Annotated in this window: 16 protein-coding genes and 1 other RNA gene; 3 read left to right on the top strand and 14 right to left on the bottom strand. The window is 37.8% G+C overall.

Going from position 1 to position 15,320, the window contains the following annotated elements; all coding sequences use genetic code 11:
- Positions 1-11 precede the first annotated feature (11 nt).
- From A3GQ_RS0100280 to A3GQ_RS0100270, 3 genes are all read right to left on the bottom strand, one after another.
- Positions 12-284: a DivIVA domain-containing protein gene (locus A3GQ_RS0100280; RefSeq protein WP_028775367.1), complete on the bottom strand. Its 273-nt coding sequence runs from the start codon at positions 282-284 to the stop codon at positions 12-14.
- Between the two features lie 711 nt (positions 285-995).
- On the bottom strand, positions 996-1,436 hold the full coding sequence (locus tag A3GQ_RS0100275; RefSeq protein ID WP_028775366.1) for a YhcN/YlaJ family sporulation lipoprotein: 441 nt from the start codon (positions 1,434-1,436) through the stop codon (positions 996-998).
- 2 nt (positions 1,437-1,438) lie between these two features.
- On the bottom strand, positions 1,439-2,128 hold the full coding sequence (locus tag A3GQ_RS0100270) for a zinc metallopeptidase (protein ID WP_051271038.1): 690 nt from the start codon (positions 2,126-2,128) through the stop codon (positions 1,439-1,441).
- A gap of 173 nt (positions 2,129-2,301) precedes the next feature.
- Between A3GQ_RS0100270 and ftsW the strand changes: the two genes are divergently transcribed.
- Positions 2,302-3,417: a putative lipid II flippase FtsW gene (ftsW, locus tag A3GQ_RS0100265; RefSeq protein ID WP_037463504.1), complete on the top strand. Its 1,116-nt coding sequence runs from the start codon at positions 2,302-2,304 to the stop codon at positions 3,415-3,417.
- Between the two features lie 53 nt (positions 3,418-3,470).
- On the opposite strand, the gene A3GQ_RS0100260 is transcribed toward ftsW, so the two are convergent.
- The 4 genes from A3GQ_RS0100260 to rnpB form a co-directional block, all read right to left on the bottom strand.
- Positions 3,471-4,088, bottom strand: coding sequence for a DedA family protein (locus A3GQ_RS0100260; RefSeq protein ID WP_028775363.1), 618 nt, complete (start codon positions 4,086-4,088; stop codon positions 3,471-3,473).
- A 157-nt stretch (positions 4,089-4,245) separates the two neighbouring features.
- Complete coding sequence (locus tag A3GQ_RS0100255; protein ID WP_028775362.1) at positions 4,246-5,313, bottom strand: M42 family metallopeptidase; 1,068 nt, start codon at positions 5,311-5,313, stop codon at positions 4,246-4,248.
- 3 nt (positions 5,314-5,316) lie between these two features.
- The gene (locus A3GQ_RS0100250) at positions 5,317-5,604 is read right to left on the bottom strand and encodes a hypothetical protein (protein WP_028775361.1); all 288 of its coding nucleotides are present in this window, start codon (positions 5,602-5,604) and stop codon (positions 5,317-5,319) included.
- A 135-nt stretch (positions 5,605-5,739) separates the two neighbouring features.
- Positions 5,740-6,156, bottom strand: an RNA gene (rnpB, locus tag A3GQ_RS25515) — RNase P RNA component class A.
- 141 nt (positions 6,157-6,297) lie between these two features.
- Between rnpB and A3GQ_RS0100245 the strand changes: the two genes are divergently transcribed.
- A complete protein-coding gene (locus A3GQ_RS0100245) occupies positions 6,298-6,480 on the top strand; it encodes a hypothetical protein (protein ID WP_028775360.1) in 183 nt (60 codons plus the stop codon).
- A gap of 88 nt (positions 6,481-6,568) precedes the next feature.
- On the opposite strand, the gene A3GQ_RS0100240 is transcribed toward A3GQ_RS0100245, so the two are convergent.
- The 3 genes from A3GQ_RS0100240 to A3GQ_RS0100230 all read right to left on the bottom strand — a co-directional run bounded on the left by A3GQ_RS0100240 (position 6,569) and on the right by A3GQ_RS0100230 (position 9,880).
- Positions 6,569-7,672: a Nif3-like dinuclear metal center hexameric protein gene (locus tag A3GQ_RS0100240; RefSeq protein WP_028775359.1), complete on the bottom strand. Its 1,104-nt coding sequence runs from the start codon at positions 7,670-7,672 to the stop codon at positions 6,569-6,571.
- Positions 7,645-8,379 carry a tRNA (adenine(22)-N(1))-methyltransferase gene (locus A3GQ_RS0100235; protein WP_028775358.1) on the bottom strand — a complete coding sequence of 245 codons (735 nt, stop codon included), beginning with the start codon at positions 8,377-8,379 and terminating at the stop codon, positions 7,645-7,647. Before A3GQ_RS0100235 ends, A3GQ_RS0100240 begins: the two co-directional genes overlap by 28 nt.
- A gap of 88 nt (positions 8,380-8,467) precedes the next feature.
- A complete protein-coding gene (locus tag A3GQ_RS0100230) occupies positions 8,468-9,880 on the bottom strand; it encodes a M1 family metallopeptidase (protein ID WP_028775357.1) in 1,413 nt (470 codons plus the stop codon).
- Positions 9,881-9,923: 43 nt separating this feature from the next.
- On the opposite strand from A3GQ_RS0100230, the gene A3GQ_RS26510 reads away from it, so the two are divergent.
- A complete protein-coding gene (locus A3GQ_RS26510) occupies positions 9,924-10,100 on the top strand; it encodes a hypothetical protein (RefSeq protein WP_156877474.1) in 177 nt (58 codons plus the stop codon).
- 127 nt (positions 10,101-10,227) lie between these two features.
- On the opposite strand, the gene A3GQ_RS0100220 is transcribed toward A3GQ_RS26510, so the two are convergent.
- From A3GQ_RS0100220 to dnaG, 4 genes are all read right to left on the bottom strand, one after another.
- The gene (locus A3GQ_RS0100220) at positions 10,228-10,812 is read right to left on the bottom strand and encodes a GNAT family N-acetyltransferase (protein ID WP_028775356.1); all 585 of its coding nucleotides are present in this window, start codon (positions 10,810-10,812) and stop codon (positions 10,228-10,230) included.
- 105 nt (positions 10,813-10,917) lie between these two features.
- Entirely contained in the window at positions 10,918-12,057 is a 1,140-nt protein-coding gene (locus A3GQ_RS0100215) for an acyl-CoA dehydrogenase family protein (protein ID WP_028775355.1), read from the bottom strand.
- Positions 12,058-12,268: 211 nt separating this feature from the next.
- A complete protein-coding gene (gene rpoD, locus A3GQ_RS0100210; RefSeq protein ID WP_028775354.1) occupies positions 12,269-13,375 on the bottom strand; it encodes an RNA polymerase sigma factor RpoD in 1,107 nt (368 codons plus the stop codon).
- A 26-nt stretch (positions 13,376-13,401) separates the two neighbouring features.
- Complete coding sequence (gene dnaG, locus A3GQ_RS0100205; RefSeq protein WP_028775353.1) at positions 13,402-15,213, bottom strand: DNA primase; 1,812 nt, start codon at positions 15,211-15,213, stop codon at positions 13,402-13,404.
- Positions 15,214-15,320: the final 107 nt, after the last annotated feature.

The raw sequence follows: 15,320 nt of genomic DNA, 5'->3' as shown, positions 1-15,320 counted from the left end.
TTATCTATTACCTACCGCATAACTTTTTCAATACGTTCCAATCTTGCTAATATTTCATTAATAACAGCATCATACTCCCTCATATTCGGAACAGCTTGCTGTCTAGCTGTATTTTGTTTCTTCGATGTTGTTAGTTGTTCTTTTAAATACTCATTTTCTTTGAGTACTTCTTCGTAGTTTCGGATAACAAGGTCAAGAAATTCATTTACTTCGTTTACATCATATCCACGCATAGCTTGTTTGAAATCTTTGTTAAAAATCTCCATCGGTGTTAAACGTTTCACTATCCAGACACTCCTATCAACATCAACGTTTCATTTTTTAATTATATACGAATTCTTTAGTTCCAGTAAAGTTACTTGCCAATTGGAAAGCCTTTCCAAAAATAAGATGCATTAATTCTAACAAAAGGAAATTTAAAAATATTTATAGTCTTGCGACTGAGAAAACCCACGGTTTTCGCGGGATAACAGCAAGCGTCACTACAACGGGAGCACAAGTTTCGCTAAGCCACTAAAGTGGCAAGTCTCACTTTGCAGACGAAGGGGGGTTTTCCTCCCACAATTCTGACGAATTTTTCAGAAAACTTATTCGCGAACATATATTCCCCTATTAGACTATCACTAGTTGCTCTTTCAAAACTGGATAGGATACAGGGCCCAGCAAACCAATCGTTTTGCACGTAAAATGCTATGCGTACCGAAAAATAGCTAGACTGAAATGCGAAAACCAAGCAGTATGTCTATTCTATGACGTAGCAACAAAAACTTTTTTCAACCGCAGGGCTCACGGGGCTAGCTTGGTAATGAAGTAGTCATTAGACTACCGTCCCAAGAATCCCATGGCTGAAGCCATGTGGAGTGTCAAATCTTATTTTTCTCATTAAAAAACACGGATAAATAAATTTTACAATAAATCACCAAGAAATAGATACAAAATCAATAATGAATTATTCCCCATAAAAAGAGATGGAACATCGTCCATCTCTTTAATTATTATTTCCTATATTGTTCAACCATCCTGCGGAAATTTGGATTATCGGAAACATACACTTTTTCTACAGCTGCATCCATATCTTTTATTAATGCTGGTATTTCTACCCGTAAATGCCCCAGTGTAGAAGTACGGGAATCAAGGGAAACAGCGACATACGCTCGGTTTTTTATGATTACAACTGTAGCTGCTTTTAACTTTGGATAAGTTTTTAAGATCATTTGAGCAATACGTTTTTCCACCCTTACACCATTGTTTGGTGTTTTTTGCGAAATAAAATTCGCATTTTTTGTGTATAGTGAATTGGTATGATCAATATTTGTGTGATATCTCGTAGGTAACATATTTTGTTCTTGAACAGGAGACTGGGAATGATATCTTGCACATCCCAAAAAACTTGTAGAGATCAATAACACCAAAGAAAAAGCTAAGTTACGCAACATTATCACCTCTCATTATTTTGAGAAAGAACATATAAAAAAATAAACCGACCCAGTTCTATCAATGCGACTAAAGCTCCTGCAACATAAGTAAAAGCTGCTGCGTTTAAAACTTTTTGAACACCATTCTCTTCATCACGGGCAATAATACCTTCTGAAAATATAATTTGCTTTGCTCGACTGCTAGCATTAAACTCCACTGGAAGCGTTACTAAATGAAATACAACAGTAACTAAATAAAAAACTATCCCTACTAAAATAAGATTTGATAATTGCAGAAAAAAACCAATTAACAACAAAATAGGGGCTGCACCAGAAGTAAAATTCAAAAATGGTACCAATCGATGACGAATCACTAATGCTCCATAGTCTTCTTGATGCTGCAAAGCATGTCCACACTCATGTGCTGCAACGGAAACGGCTGCAACAGATGACTTAGCATAAACAGCTTCTGATAGACGAATCACTTTTACAGATGGATCATAGTGATCACTGAAATTACCACGAATCGGCTCAACAGCAACATGTTGGAGATCATTCTGATCTAAAATCTGCCTAGCCACCTCAAATCCAGTATACCCTGATCTTGTCGCTACACCTGACCAAGTATGAAAAGCGTTTTTTACTTTGATCTGTGCATACAATGTTATGACAACTGCAAGAATCATAACAATAATGTCCAGTGCAAAAAACATATAAATCCCTACTTTCACATTCTATCTTGTGCAGGTGAAGGATTTTTATTCCCTTTGGAAAATATGGGTATATAGGGTTTTGTACTTCTTCTACTCTTCTATCGCTCAAAACTAGAGCTTTGGATTTCATTTTGATAAAATATCCGAGAACATGCAAAATGAGGAGTTTTTTCATGCAGCGAACAAAGCCAGATTTCTGGCTTATCCTTTTGACGTTTATCTTAGTTGGTTATGGTCTTGTTATGGTATTTAGTACAAGCTACTATAAAGGAATTTTGGACTATCAAAATGCATACTATTTCTTCAACAAACAATTAATTTTCGCCGGAATTGGATTGATTCTTTTTTTTATTTTCTCCAATATTCCATACCTATGGTATCGAAAACATGTTGGGAAATTATTATTGTTTGGTTTGATCATGTTGGTGTTAGTCTTGTTATTCGCGGACGAAACAAATGGTGCTCGAAGATGGATAAGCCTAGGTCCGTTAACATTTCAGCCATCTGAATTTGTAAAAATTGTTATGATTTTATATACCGCATCCATTATGGTCAAAAAGCAAGATGTCTTAGGTAACTTTAAAAAGACAATCCTACCACCACTTACTGTGATTACGATATTTTGTGGTTTACTTGTTATTCAACCTCACTACAGTGCAACGATTATTATTTTTAGTACTTGTATGATTATTATTTTTTGCGGTGGTGCAAAACTTCGTCAACTTTTTCTGTTGGTAAGTGCAGGAATACCCATCTTGGTTGGTGTTCTCTTTCTAGATCAATATCGTGTTAACCGAGTCATGGCACTATTTAATCCCTTTAGTGATCCACAAAATCATGGCTATCAAGTCATTTATTCATTATACGCAATTGGTCCAGGAGGCATAACAGGCGTAGGTCTTGGCAACAGCATTCAGAAAATGGCTTATCTACCAGAAGCACATACAGACTTCATTTTTTCTATCATTGCGGAAGAACTTGGTTTTATCGGCGCAGGAACACTAATCATTTTGTTTGCTATATATGTTATCCGAGGAGTAAGAATTGCATTACGATGCCAAGACTTATTTGGAACTTTACTCGGAATTGGGATTGTTAGCCTCTTTGCTATTCAAGTTATTTTTAATCTTGGTGTTGTTACTGCTCTATTACCAGTTACTGGAGTTCCTCTACCCTTTATTAGCTATGGGGGTTCCTCTTTAATGTTTCAGCTTATAGCAACTGGGATATTACTCAATATATCTCGATACAAAATCATGAGAAAAAAAGTAGTAAAAGAGAAAACCTAAAAAACCTGCTATCCACTGAGATAGCAGGTTTCATATATTGGAAGACAAAACCATCATCTAGGATGGTTTTTGTTCACTGATCGATTTTGATTCCAGAAATAATAGCCTAAGCAAATTGCTGCGAGTGGAACGATGACATATAAAGCTTTGGCTCCAAAACGATGCATATAGTCGAATAATATCTCCCAATTAGAACCGAGTATGTATCCCAATCCAATAAATATAGTACACCAAAAAGTCGCACCTAAATAGGCAAACACCGAAAACCTCGGAATAGACATACATGCTATACCAGCAAGATATGCTGTCACATGGCGGACTCCTGGGATAAAATAACCTACAAAAAGCAATGCACTTCCATATTTACGAAACAACAATTGAGTAATACGCAGTCTCCTGCGTGTGATAAAAATTTTGCTGCCATACTTTTTCAAAAACGGATATCCAAATCGACGTCCTAAAATGTAGCTGATGGTTATTCCTGTTGCGGAACCTAAAAGAGCACTGAGGAAGGTATATGCAAGATGTAGTTGCCCAATGGATGAGAGATAACCTAGAAAAGTCATCATGATCTCATCGGGAAGAGGTAACCCAACAATACCAAGTACAAAAAAAAGAAAAACACCTATATATCCATAGTGTTGTAAAAATTCAACAAACCACTGATCCATGGTACAACCCCGTTTACCAATGCTTTATTAGCTAAAATATACAATACCATAAATAGAGCTGTTGTACAAAAATAAAGCGTATAACGTTTATAACCATTTACTAGCTCTAAATGATTCCACAATTAAACATGACTTAAAAACGGTTGATTAACCGTTTTTAAGTAGTAAAAGATAAAAATTGTTTGCATTTCTCTTCATCTAGCTTCTGTATTACTTTTACCATTAATTCGACTACGTTTTCCACATCTTTTTTGCTTACCATTGAAACATGGCTATGAATATACCGTGCAGCAACTCCAACTACCAAAGAAGGTACGCCACGTTTGTTAACATGGAATCTGCCTGCATCTGTTCCTCCACCAAGCATAGTTTCATGTTGGATTGGTATTCGGTTTTCCTCGGCTGTATCCAACACAAGATCTCGCAATCCAATATTTGGTATCATGGTAGCATCCAAAAATGTAATCACTGGACCATTTCCCATTTTTGGATGCAATAGATTTTCTTGACCTGGTGCATCTTCTGCTATACCAACATCAATTGCAAAGGATATATCTGGATCAATCGCATATGCGGCTGTCTGCGCTCCTCGCAATCCAACTTCTTCCTGAACAGTTGCTCCCGCTATCACTGTATTTGGATGTTCCTCTACTTGTAATCTACGCAATACTTCCAAAGCTACATAGCAACCCATTCTGTTATCAAGCGCTTTTGCTAAAATCGTATCATGATCAGGTAGGATCTCGAAAGGGCAAATCGGAACAATAGGATCACCTATACGAATGCCCCATTCTTTGATTTGACTATCACTATGTGCACCTACATCAATGTACATTTCTTTTATCGGATAGATCTTATTACGCTCTTCTGCAGAGAGCACATGGGGAGCTTTGGAACCGATCACTCCTGTGTATTTGCGACTACCAGCCATGATGGTTACTCGTTGTGATAAAAGAACCTGGCTCCACCAACCACCTAGTGGAGAAAAACGCAAATAACCAGATTTTGTTATTTCCGAAACCATGAAACCAACTTCATCTAGATGTCCTGCTAATAAAATACGAGGCTTGTCTGATGTTCCTCTTTTTTCACCAAAAATACTTCCTAATCCATCCCCAACGATCGGGACATCAAATTGTTGTAGTTCATCTCTTACGATCTCGCGCACTTCATGTTCGTAACCAGAAACTCCATTTGCTTCTGTCAAGCGTTGTAGTAATCGCATTTACTATTCCCCTTTCCAATTTGGATATATTTCCTGCTTAAAATTATCAGAAGCATCTGCAATTGCTAATTGATTTTCTAGTTGATTGATTATTTGTGAGTAATATAACGACGCTTCTGCTGTATGTCCCATTTGAATGAGATCATGGTATGCTTGATAACTATCGTGTAATAACTGAAATTGTTGTTCAAATTCATGAACAGTAAGCATGCCGGGCCTACTGTCCCCTTCTTCATCATAATAGGCTTTATAACGATCAAGATAAGCCTCATATGTATAAAATGCTTCCATTTCCTACCCACCTTTTCTTTTAGGATAAGCAAAATGATTACTTTTATACTGTTAATAAAAAAGACTAGTCAAAAACGACTAGTCTTTTCGTGTGATTGCAAAATAAAAAGACGCTTAGCGTCTTCGTACAAGCTATATGGAAGCAATCAATAAGCCGAGTTCTGTTCTCCTAGTGGTCTATGCGATAGCTTGTAGGTATCTCCCACTAATGAAGTAGCAATCATCTGTCTAGGCCAAGTATTGCTACTTGGCTCCAGCGACCTACCCAGAATCACTGCGGGCAACAGCTGTATCCGAAGATACCGATTCTCTATCAGGTCTTGCACCAGGTGGGGTTTACCTAGCCAGCATGTTCCCATGCTGCTGGTGCGCTCTTACCGCACCGTTGCATCCTTGCCTGTGAGGTTTCCCTCCATCGGCGGTCTACATTTCTGTGGCACTAGCCTTAGGGTTGCCCCCACCGGCCGTTAGCCGGCACCCTGCCCTATGGAGCTCGGACTTTCCTCCCGTGGCACCTTGCGGTCATCCACCGGCGATTGCTTTGCTTACTTCCATGAAGAACTATTATAACAGGAAAATCTAGTTGTTTCAATCATAACCAATATATAACAATCAACTATGTCTGTTTGAAGATTTTACTGTATTTTCATATACTTAAGGTGCAATAGTCAACCATCCGAAATAGGAGCCTGAATGGGTGCCAAGAAAAAAACAGCGGAAGCTGCAAAGACAGCAAAGGAAGCTACCGCTTCTGCTGCAGCTGGGGCTGTGGTTGGCGGAATAACTGATAACTTCACTGCAACAGGTGGTGCGGTTCTCGCGGTTCTCGCATACGCATATGTCCGTAAGGAGACGAAGGGAAACAAGAAGAAGTAAGATAGATAAAAAATTGTCTCCAAATCAGCGACGTGCAGTTCATCTGGCACGTTGCTGACAATCAATATGACCTAAAAAAAGACCATTTTCAACAAATCTGAAATGGATTCATATCCACTTTTGAAGAGAGAACAGGCACTTCATCGCCTATATATTTCTTCAATTGTTGACATACAGATGGGACTACCCGTTGTTCTGTTGCATGTCCGATATCGATTAAAGCAATTCCCTCTTCTAATGCGAGTTGAGCCGTATGGTAATCAATATCACCTGTAAGATAAACTTGCGCACCTTGCCGTTTGGCTTCTTGTACATATCGACTTCCCGCACCGCCCAGTAAAGCTACTTTATTTATTTCCTTCTTTACATCTCCTACTACCTTTACATAATCTAATTCATATGCTTGTTTTACAAGTTTAACAAGATTTTGGAGGTTCATTTTTCCTAGTAACTCACCAACTTTCCCCATGCCAAACGGAATACTATGCTTCACAGGATAAAGTTCATATGCTACCTCTTCATAAGGATGAGACTCCAACAACGCTTGCATCACTTTTGGTTGCATAGATTGCGGAAAAACAGTTTCTAACCGGTATTCTTCTACACGTGATAGTTCCCCTTGAACTCCCATAAATGGTTTGGTATTTTCACCAGCTAGGAAAGTTCCCTCTCCTTTCGCAGCAAAGGTACAGTGACTATATGCTCCAATGGAACCTGCACCACTTTCACCTAATGCATTTCTCACTTCCTCTAAATGATCCGTTGGCACAAAAACAACGAGTTTAATCAAAGGATCTTCCCCATGTATTAAAAACGTCTGTTGATTCAATAGACCAATTTCATTTGCTAGTACTTCATTCACCCCATCCTTTACTGTATCTAAGTTGGTGTGAGCCACATACACCTGTATTTGATTTACAATTAACTTTTCAAGTAATTTTCCTCTTGGTTGATCCATGTGGATAGAGCTTAATGGTTGAAATATTAAGGCATGATGAGTAAATATCCAATTTGCCCCCATCTTAATAGCCTCTTCAACCACAGCATTCGTGACCTCCAATGTAACCAAAACTCCTGTTATTTGGCGATCTAGACTCCCCAACTGAAATCCAATCCGATCTTTTTCTAATGCTAAACTTGGAGGTACCATCTTTTCAAAATATGTTACGAGTGTTCTTCCATCGATAACCACATGATCACCTGTTCTTTATCTTGAATTTCAGCCTCTATTTGTGTCAATTTCTCGCCAATACCATCCACTTTTGCAAGTTTCAACTGATTCCTAACCTCTCGCTTCCGCTCTAAGTCTAAGTTAAGTTTTGGAATCAACAACACATGTTTCTTTTTCCACAATAGAGGTCCGATTTGATAAAAACGCTCTTTATGTAAGGGAAGTTGATCATACACAGATGTGTCCATTATTCTTTGTTCTGCAACTAGTATTTCATAATAAATATGATCCTCCATTACAATATTTTCATCTACCAGTTGCCAATCATTTTGATCCAACCAACTTCGTATTTTATTTTCGCCGATATTTGGCTGGAGAATCAATCTTTGAACTCCGCTGAGTTTCGCTTTTCCTTGTTCCAAAATACTCGTTATTAGTGTCCCACCCATACCAGCTATTACAATAACATCGACTTGTTCTTGTATCACATCTAAACCATCACCCAAACGGACATCAATCGTTTTTTGCAAACCTTTTTTATATACAAAATCAGCAGCGTTTTTCCATGGACCTTGGTTTACCTCACCGGCAATACCCGAAAAAATGATCTTTTGTTCTGCTAAATAAACCAATAACTTTCCATGATCCGCTCCTATATCAGCCACTTTTGTGCCATTTGGTACAAATTTCGCTACTTCCTTTAATCGCCTTGATAGCAACTCTTTCACGCTTTCACACCCACTCTCTATTTCTTATTATAGCGAAAGCAAAACCTATATTCATAACAAAAACGAGCACGCAGAGTGCTCGTTGCATTTATCCTTTAAAATAAAGCCATTTTTGGAAGAAAGGTGTTAGATCTTTTTCTGCAACTTGATTTGCTACGCGGAAAAAATCCGAAGTAGTTGCGATCTTAAACTGATACTGATGATAATACGTGTTTAATATTTTCATCACTTTTTCTTCTCCGATTTCATCCATCAATGCAAACATCATCGCTGCAGGACGAAGGTAGACCATGATTCCATAGATTTCATCAGGATAATCGTATAATCGTTGTACGGAAGTAATTCCAGCAGATTTATGAATTTCTTCGGATTTTATCGCTACACGTTTTAGCCAAGGTTCATCATCTTGTTTCATCTGCTTCTGCATATACAGATATTCGGAAAACGTAGTTAGCCCCTCATCTAACCATGGTTCCTTCGCTTGATTATTTCCTACCACACCATACCACCATTGATGAGCCAATTCGTGAACGACAACATTTACTGCCGGTGCGATTCCTTCTGTAGTAGGAACTTTAGGGAGAGACGTCACTAGTCCAGGATACTCCATACCCGCAATTCCAAATCCCGTTTCCCCTAACACTACATCGACTTCTTGGTAAGGATATTCTCCAAACCGGCTAGAATAAAACTGCATACCATCTACTGCGGCATGTAACAAAGGTTTACTTACATCTTCCATCGATTTTGTATACCAAAGGTTTACTTTGGTTTTTCCTGATTTGCTACTTAATACCTGATAATCTTTCGTTAATACAGCTACAAAATCACGAACATTGTATTGTTGAAGGTGTACGATTTGCTTTTGTTTATGTAAATCTTTTGCAGTTGAGATAATTTGATATCCTTTTGGAACATGAAAGGTAACGTCAAAATCAGACATTTGACTATAAAAGGGATCTCCTGTAGTAGTGTAGGGCTCTGTATGCCAACCCTCTTTATCTTTTACTGCCAACATAGGGTACCATTGAGCTAGAAACACAGTATTTTTATACTTATTTAATCTCGTTCCTCCATGAGGTAAGTAAAGTTGATAATCTAATTCTATCTTTGCACTTTTTCCTTTTGGTAAAGGCTTGGGCAGTACTACTTTCATCACTGTATCATTAATTGTAATATTTTGTTTTACACCATCTACTTTTAAATGAGAAATGGTAATATGCCCTTCTTTTGTTGGCTTTGCTTCTTTGTTGTACTTCCATTTTTGAAACGCGTTTGGATATAAACGAAAATAGACTTCTTTTTGTGGTGTACTTCGTAATTCAGGCAAAGTAACCGACATATGCCCTTTTACAATCTCTTGTTTTTCCATATAGGTAGCATCTATTTGATAGGTAGGTCTATCAGTTACTGTATCTTCTTTTGCAAAGACCAAAGATCCACTGCAAATTGGTGATAATCCTAATGTAAAAACCAGCAATGCGAATAATCTACGTCTCATCTTTCCACTCCTCCATAAAGTACCTATCAAGTAGGATGACCAAATGGAAGAAAATCATGTAGAGATGAGGAGTATGCATCAAAAAGAGTTTGCGAAAAACGAAGAAAATACTATTGTTTTTTATTTTTTTGCATTATGTGTCCTACGAAATTGTAATGTTTGTGATTCATTGAACGTACTTGAGATTGATTTGGCAATGGTATCAAAAACTCCTGCGTAATTTTGTGTTTTCTAGCACAATAAACCGCATTTCAAAGGACATTTACACGAAAACTCAAAAAGTTAAATAATTATACTAAAAAGAGTAAAGTTTATTTACATTCATCGTATAGGCAGTTATATTTATATTATTTTTCCCTTAATTCTTTAAAATCTGCATCAGTTAAAGCATATACACATACATTTTCTAATTGACCATCTACGCCTAGCTGGTAATTACGTAATGTTCCTTCGAGTTGAAAACCTAATCGTTCTGCTACTTTTCTACTTCGTACGTTTCTTTCATCACAATTGATTTCTATACGATTGGCTTTTAGAATCTGAAAAGCAAAAACAGAGATGCCACGTACCGATTCTGTTATATATCCTTTTCCAGATAATGGAGAACGACACCAATAACCAATCTCAAATTTCCTAGCAGCCCAATCTATCCGGTGTAGTCCACTGCTTCCAATAAATTTTTTAGTTTCTTTTTCAAAGAGATGAAAGCGTAGATCTGTTCGCTCTAAAAATTGGGCATGTGCTTTACGAACATTTGCCTCTGTCTCTTCTTTTGATGGACAAGATTGCGCCCAAGGCATCCATACTTTTAGTTCATCCATTGATTCCATCACTGCTTCATATACAACCTGACCATCACCGGGCAATGGCAATCGAATAAAAAGCCGTTCGGTCTCAAATGAATGGGGAAAATTTTCCAATATAGGTAACATCTCGACAACTTCCCTCCCTCATTATGATTCTACATACACAAGGAGAAATTGTCATTAAAAAAAGCAACAGCTTTTATATGCTGTTGCTTTTGCATTTACCTAGAACTAACATCCAATTTCCCGGGCAATAATATTGCGTTGAATCTCAGATGTTCCTTCACCAATTTCTGTTAATTTGGCATCACGAAAATAACGTTCTACTTTAAAATCATGGATATAGCCCCAACCACCATGAATTTGAATTGCTTGATTGCATACCCGCATAGCAACTTCAGAAGCGAATAACTTGCAAATGGAAGCCTCTTTTGTAAATCTTTTACCTTGGTCTTTCAACCATGCAGCCTTGTATACATAGGTTCTTGCCAATTCGATCTCCATTGCCATATCAGCTAGCTTATGCTGGATAGCTTGTAGCTTAGATAACGAATGACCAAATTGCACTCGTTCTTGAGCATATTTTTTTGCCAGTTCATATGCTCCTTGGGCAATACCAACAGCCATTGCACCAATTCCAATTCTTCCTCCATCTAATGTAACTAAAAATTGTCGAAAACCTTGACCAATGGACCCTAAAACATTTTCTCTTGGTATACTGACTTTTTCCAAAAAGATTTCCGTTGTATTGGAACTTTTCAATCCTAATTTCTTATAATTATCTTTTATTGATACCCCTTTTATATCTGTTGGTACAATGAATGCTGTGATTTCTCGTTTATCCATTGTTGTCTTTGTACGTGCTGTAAGGCTTAAAAATTTCGCATAACTAGCATTCGTAATAAAACATTTAGAACCTTCAATCAACCACCCATCTGAAACTTCTTGTGCTGAAGTTTTTGTTCCTGCTGCATCCGATCCTGCATTCGGTTCTGTTAATCCAAAAGCACCAAAAGATTCTCCTGTGCATAACGCGGTTAAATATTTCTTTTTTTGTTCTTCTGTACCAAACATATGAATAGGTGCACAACCTAAGGAAATATGAGCAGAGTACGTAATTCCAGTAGATGCGCAAACTCTGCTGAGCTCTTCTACTGCAATTGCAAAAGAAATCGTATCAGCACCACAACCACCATAATCTTCAGGAAAATTCAGACCCATCAAAGATAATTGAGCCATTTTTCCAAAAATCTCTAGAGGAAATTTTCCAGTTAGATCTCTTTGATCTGCTCCAACAGAAACTTCTTCTTCGGCAAATTCACGCATCAACTTCTGAATCATGGATTGCTCTTGTGTAAGTTCAAAGTTCATTTTCTTTGTCCTCCTACAACCCTTATTGACAGCGCTTTCACTCTTATTATAGGCGAGAAGGTTTGTTTTCTTCAATTTTTTTGTTTATTCAGATGATAAAGGCTTTTTTCGCCACATCGCTAATTTGCATTGAACTTCGAATAGGGTTAGAATGAGGACACAAAAAACTCACCAATCGGGCGGATTGATGAGTTTACAGAAGATAAACCTTTTATTCTAAGAAGTCTTTCAACCTTTTGCTACGACTAGGATGACGAAGCTTACGAAGTGCCTTTGCTTCAATCTGACGAATACGTTCACGAGTTACACCAAATACTTTTCCTACTTCTTCTAGGGTTCTTGTTCGTCCGTCATCAAGTCCAAAACGTAAACGCAACACATTTTCTTCTCTCTCAGACAATGTATCTAATACATCTTTTAACTGCTCTTTTAATAACTCATATGCAGCAGCTTCAGCTGGAGCTGTAGCATCATCATCTGGAATAAAATCGCCAAGATGCGAATCATCTTCTTCACCAATAGGAGTTTCCAAGGATACTGGTTCTTGGGCTATCTTCATAATTTCTCTTACTTTTTCAGGAGTTAAGCCCATTTCTTTTGCAATTTCTTCCGGCATGGGCTCACGACCCAATTCTTGCAATAGTTGTCGTGAAACACGAATTAATTTGTTAATCGTCTCCACCATATGAACAGGAATACGAATGGTTCTGGCTTGATCCGCAATGGCACGAGTAATGGCTTGGCGTATCCACCAGGTAGCATAGGTACTAAATTTGAACCCCTTACGATAGTCAAATTTTTCCACGGCTTTGATAAGACCCATGTTTCCTTCTTGAATCAAATCTAAAAAAAGCATCCCTCGTCCTACATAACGTTTTGCAATACTTACTACTAATCGTAGGTTGGCTTCAGCAAGTCTTCTTTTAGCCTCTTCATCGCCTTCCTCAATACGAGTAGCCAAATCAACTTCTTCCTCTGCTGAAAGAAGTGGCACCCTTCCAATTTCCTTCAAATACATTCGTACTGGATCATTAATTTTTACACCTGGTGGCACACTTAAATCATTTTGTAGGAAGTTATCATCATTTCCCGTATCGTCATTATGATTAAATTCATCTTCACCATCATTCATTACTTCAATTCCTTGCTCCGTTAGCACTTCAAAAAAATCATCTATCTGTTGAGGATCTTGTTCGAATGATGCTAATTTTTCCATAATCGATTTATAAGTTAAAACACCCTGCTTTTTTCCGGACTCTATTAATTGTTCTTTGGCCTGATCCAATGTAATTTCATCGACATGCGATTCGTTTGCCAATCTAAATCCTCCTTCCTCTTACTGCGTTAAACCAAATTCTGTTTCTTCCTAAGTTGTTCAATCACTTGTAATCCCAACTTTGCTGCTTTTAATGGTTCCCCTGCATTTTCAACTTGTTTCACTTGTTTATCTTGTTGCTTTATCGCTTCAACTAAATCAGATTTACGTATTCTATCTATCAAGTTTTCTATCATGTCTTTGTTTACTTCTAATGGCAGATCTAACATTCCAAGAGAGGTAATTTTTTTTGCCAAAACTGAGTCTTGAAGCGATTGGATAACGGGGACAAAACCTGCTTGATTCCCTTGTGAGTAATAAGCATATAAATAAGGAATAAAAGAACCATAGTCCCCTTTAAAATGATAATCCTTCAACTCTTCTTCCACCCAACCGGCTACTTGCTTATTTTGTATCATATGTGCTACTAAATATTTTTCAGCGGTTTCTATAGGCGAATTTCCAAGCGTATGTTTGCTCACCGTTTGATTACCATTATTCCACTTGACTTTTTCTTTATCCCTCTGTATGCTCTTCTTTTTGGGAAATTTTTGCTTATCGAGCTCTTCTTTAACTGCTTCAAGCGATAAATGGAACTCTCCGGCTAGTTGTCGAGCATACAAATCTTGCTCTGTAGCAGTAGGTAGTGATGCGATAAATTGGATGGCAGCCGTAATATAACTGAGTCGATCATCATCATCAGTCAACTTATAATTTCTTTTCATCCGATTTAGCGTAAATTGTGCAATTGGTATAGATCCTCCAATGACTTCTTCACGAAACGCAGCTGCACCTCTGGTACGTATAAAGTCGTCAGGATCTAATCCAACTGGCATTTGAGCAATTTTAACTTTTAATTGATGCTCTTTCATCAACTCTACTGAACGTTCTGTTGCTGATTGTCCAGCTTCATCTGAATCAAAACATAGGGTTATTTTGTCCGTATTTCGACCAATTAGACGTGTTTGTGTGTCAGTCAATGCAGTCCCTAATGGAGCGATCCCATGAAATACACCTGCTTGCCATAAGGTGATAACATCCATAAACCCCTCCATTAGTATGGCTTGTCCATCTTTACGAATATGCTTCCGGGCACGAGAAAGATTGAACAAATGATTTCGCTTTTGAAAAAGGCGTGTCTCCGGAGAATTGAGGTACTTTGGACCATTTTCTGCAAGTGCTCTACCGCCAAACCCAACAACTCTTCCTTGAGGATCTGAAATAGGAAAAAGAATTCGATGCCTAAACCGATCATAGGGAGAACGTGTTTTGTCTTCTGGTATTACAATAAGACCTACGTCTACAAGCAAATCAATTGACACTCCTCTTTTTTTAAAAAAAGGAATCAAACATTCTGTTGGCGGAGCATAACCAATCTCAAATGTTTTGATAGTCTCCAAACTTATCTTTCGGTTTGAAAGATATTCTCTTGCTTCCCTCCCATAAGGCGTATGAAGTAAAAAATGATGATAAAGTTTTGTTGCAGTAGTTAGTACAGACCTTAACTTACTCATAACTTGATCTTCATCAGAAACAGCATATACTTCTTCAGGAATAGGTATACCTTTCTCTTTTGCTAAGTATAAGACTGCTTCTTGAAACGTATACTGCTCGACATCCATAAGAAATTGGATGACATCTCCCCCAGCTCCGCAGCCAAAACAATGATAAATTTGTTTGTGTGCAGCAACAGTAAAAGAAGGAGTTCTTTCAGAGTGGAAAGGACAAAGACCAAAGTAGTTGCGACCGCCTCGCTTTAAGTTCACATATTGCCCTACTACATCTAAGATGTCTACTTCCTTGCGAATGCGCTCTAAGACGTCTGAAGATATTTTTCCCATCGACATCACTGCCCCTACCTATTTACCATTGTCAGAGATGAATAGCACTTGGTATAGTTCGCCGCAAAAAAAGAATCTCCTGCAAAATTACTAGAAATTTATTTGGT

The organism is Shimazuella kribbensis DSM 45090 (assembly GCF_000428065.1).
In the GTDB taxonomy this organism is placed as follows: domain Bacteria; phylum Bacillota; class Bacilli; order Thermoactinomycetales; family Thermoactinomycetaceae; genus Shimazuella; species Shimazuella kribbensis.
Note: the sequence above shows the minus strand (reverse complement) of the source record. Positions and strands in the feature narration are given on the sequence as shown.

What these genes read in the sequence shown, in the direction of transcription:
- A3GQ_RS0100275 (WP_028775366.1), bottom strand. Translation starts at nt 1,436, where the DNA reads ATGTTGCGTAACTTAGCTTTTTCTTTGGTGTTATTGATCTCTACAAGT.
- A3GQ_RS0100270 (WP_051271038.1), bottom strand. Translation starts at nt 2,128, where the DNA reads ATGTTTTTTGCACTGGACATTATTGTTATGATTCTTGCAGTTGTCATA.
- ftsW (WP_037463504.1), top strand. Translation starts at nt 2,302, where the DNA reads ATGCAGCGAACAAAGCCAGATTTCTGGCTTATCCTTTTGACGTTTATC.
- A3GQ_RS0100260 (WP_028775363.1), bottom strand. Translation starts at nt 4,088, where the DNA reads ATGGATCAGTGGTTTGTTGAATTTTTACAACACTATGGATATATAGGT.
- A3GQ_RS0100255 (WP_028775362.1), bottom strand. Translation starts at nt 5,313, where the DNA reads ATGCGATTACTACAACGCTTGACAGAAGCAAATGGAGTTTCTGGTTAC.
- A3GQ_RS0100250 (WP_028775361.1), bottom strand. Translation starts at nt 5,604, where the DNA reads ATGGAAGCATTTTATACATATGAGGCTTATCTTGATCGTTATAAAGCC.
- A3GQ_RS0100245 (WP_028775360.1), top strand. Translation starts at nt 6,298, where the DNA reads ATGGGTGCCAAGAAAAAAACAGCGGAAGCTGCAAAGACAGCAAAGGAA.
- A3GQ_RS0100230 (WP_028775357.1), bottom strand. Translation starts at nt 9,880, where the DNA reads ATGAGACGTAGATTATTCGCATTGCTGGTTTTTACATTAGGATTATCA.
- A3GQ_RS26510 (WP_156877474.1), top strand. Translation starts at nt 9,924, where the DNA reads ATGGAAGAAAATCATGTAGAGATGAGGAGTATGCATCAAAAAGAGTTT.
- A3GQ_RS0100220 (WP_028775356.1), bottom strand. Translation starts at nt 10,812, where the DNA reads ATGTTACCTATATTGGAAAATTTTCCCCATTCATTTGAGACCGAACGG.
- A3GQ_RS0100215 (WP_028775355.1), bottom strand. Translation starts at nt 12,057, where the DNA reads ATGAACTTTGAACTTACACAAGAGCAATCCATGATTCAGAAGTTGATG.
- dnaG (WP_028775353.1), bottom strand. Translation starts at nt 15,213, where the DNA reads ATGGGAAAAATATCTTCAGACGTCTTAGAGCGCATTCGCAAGGAAGTA.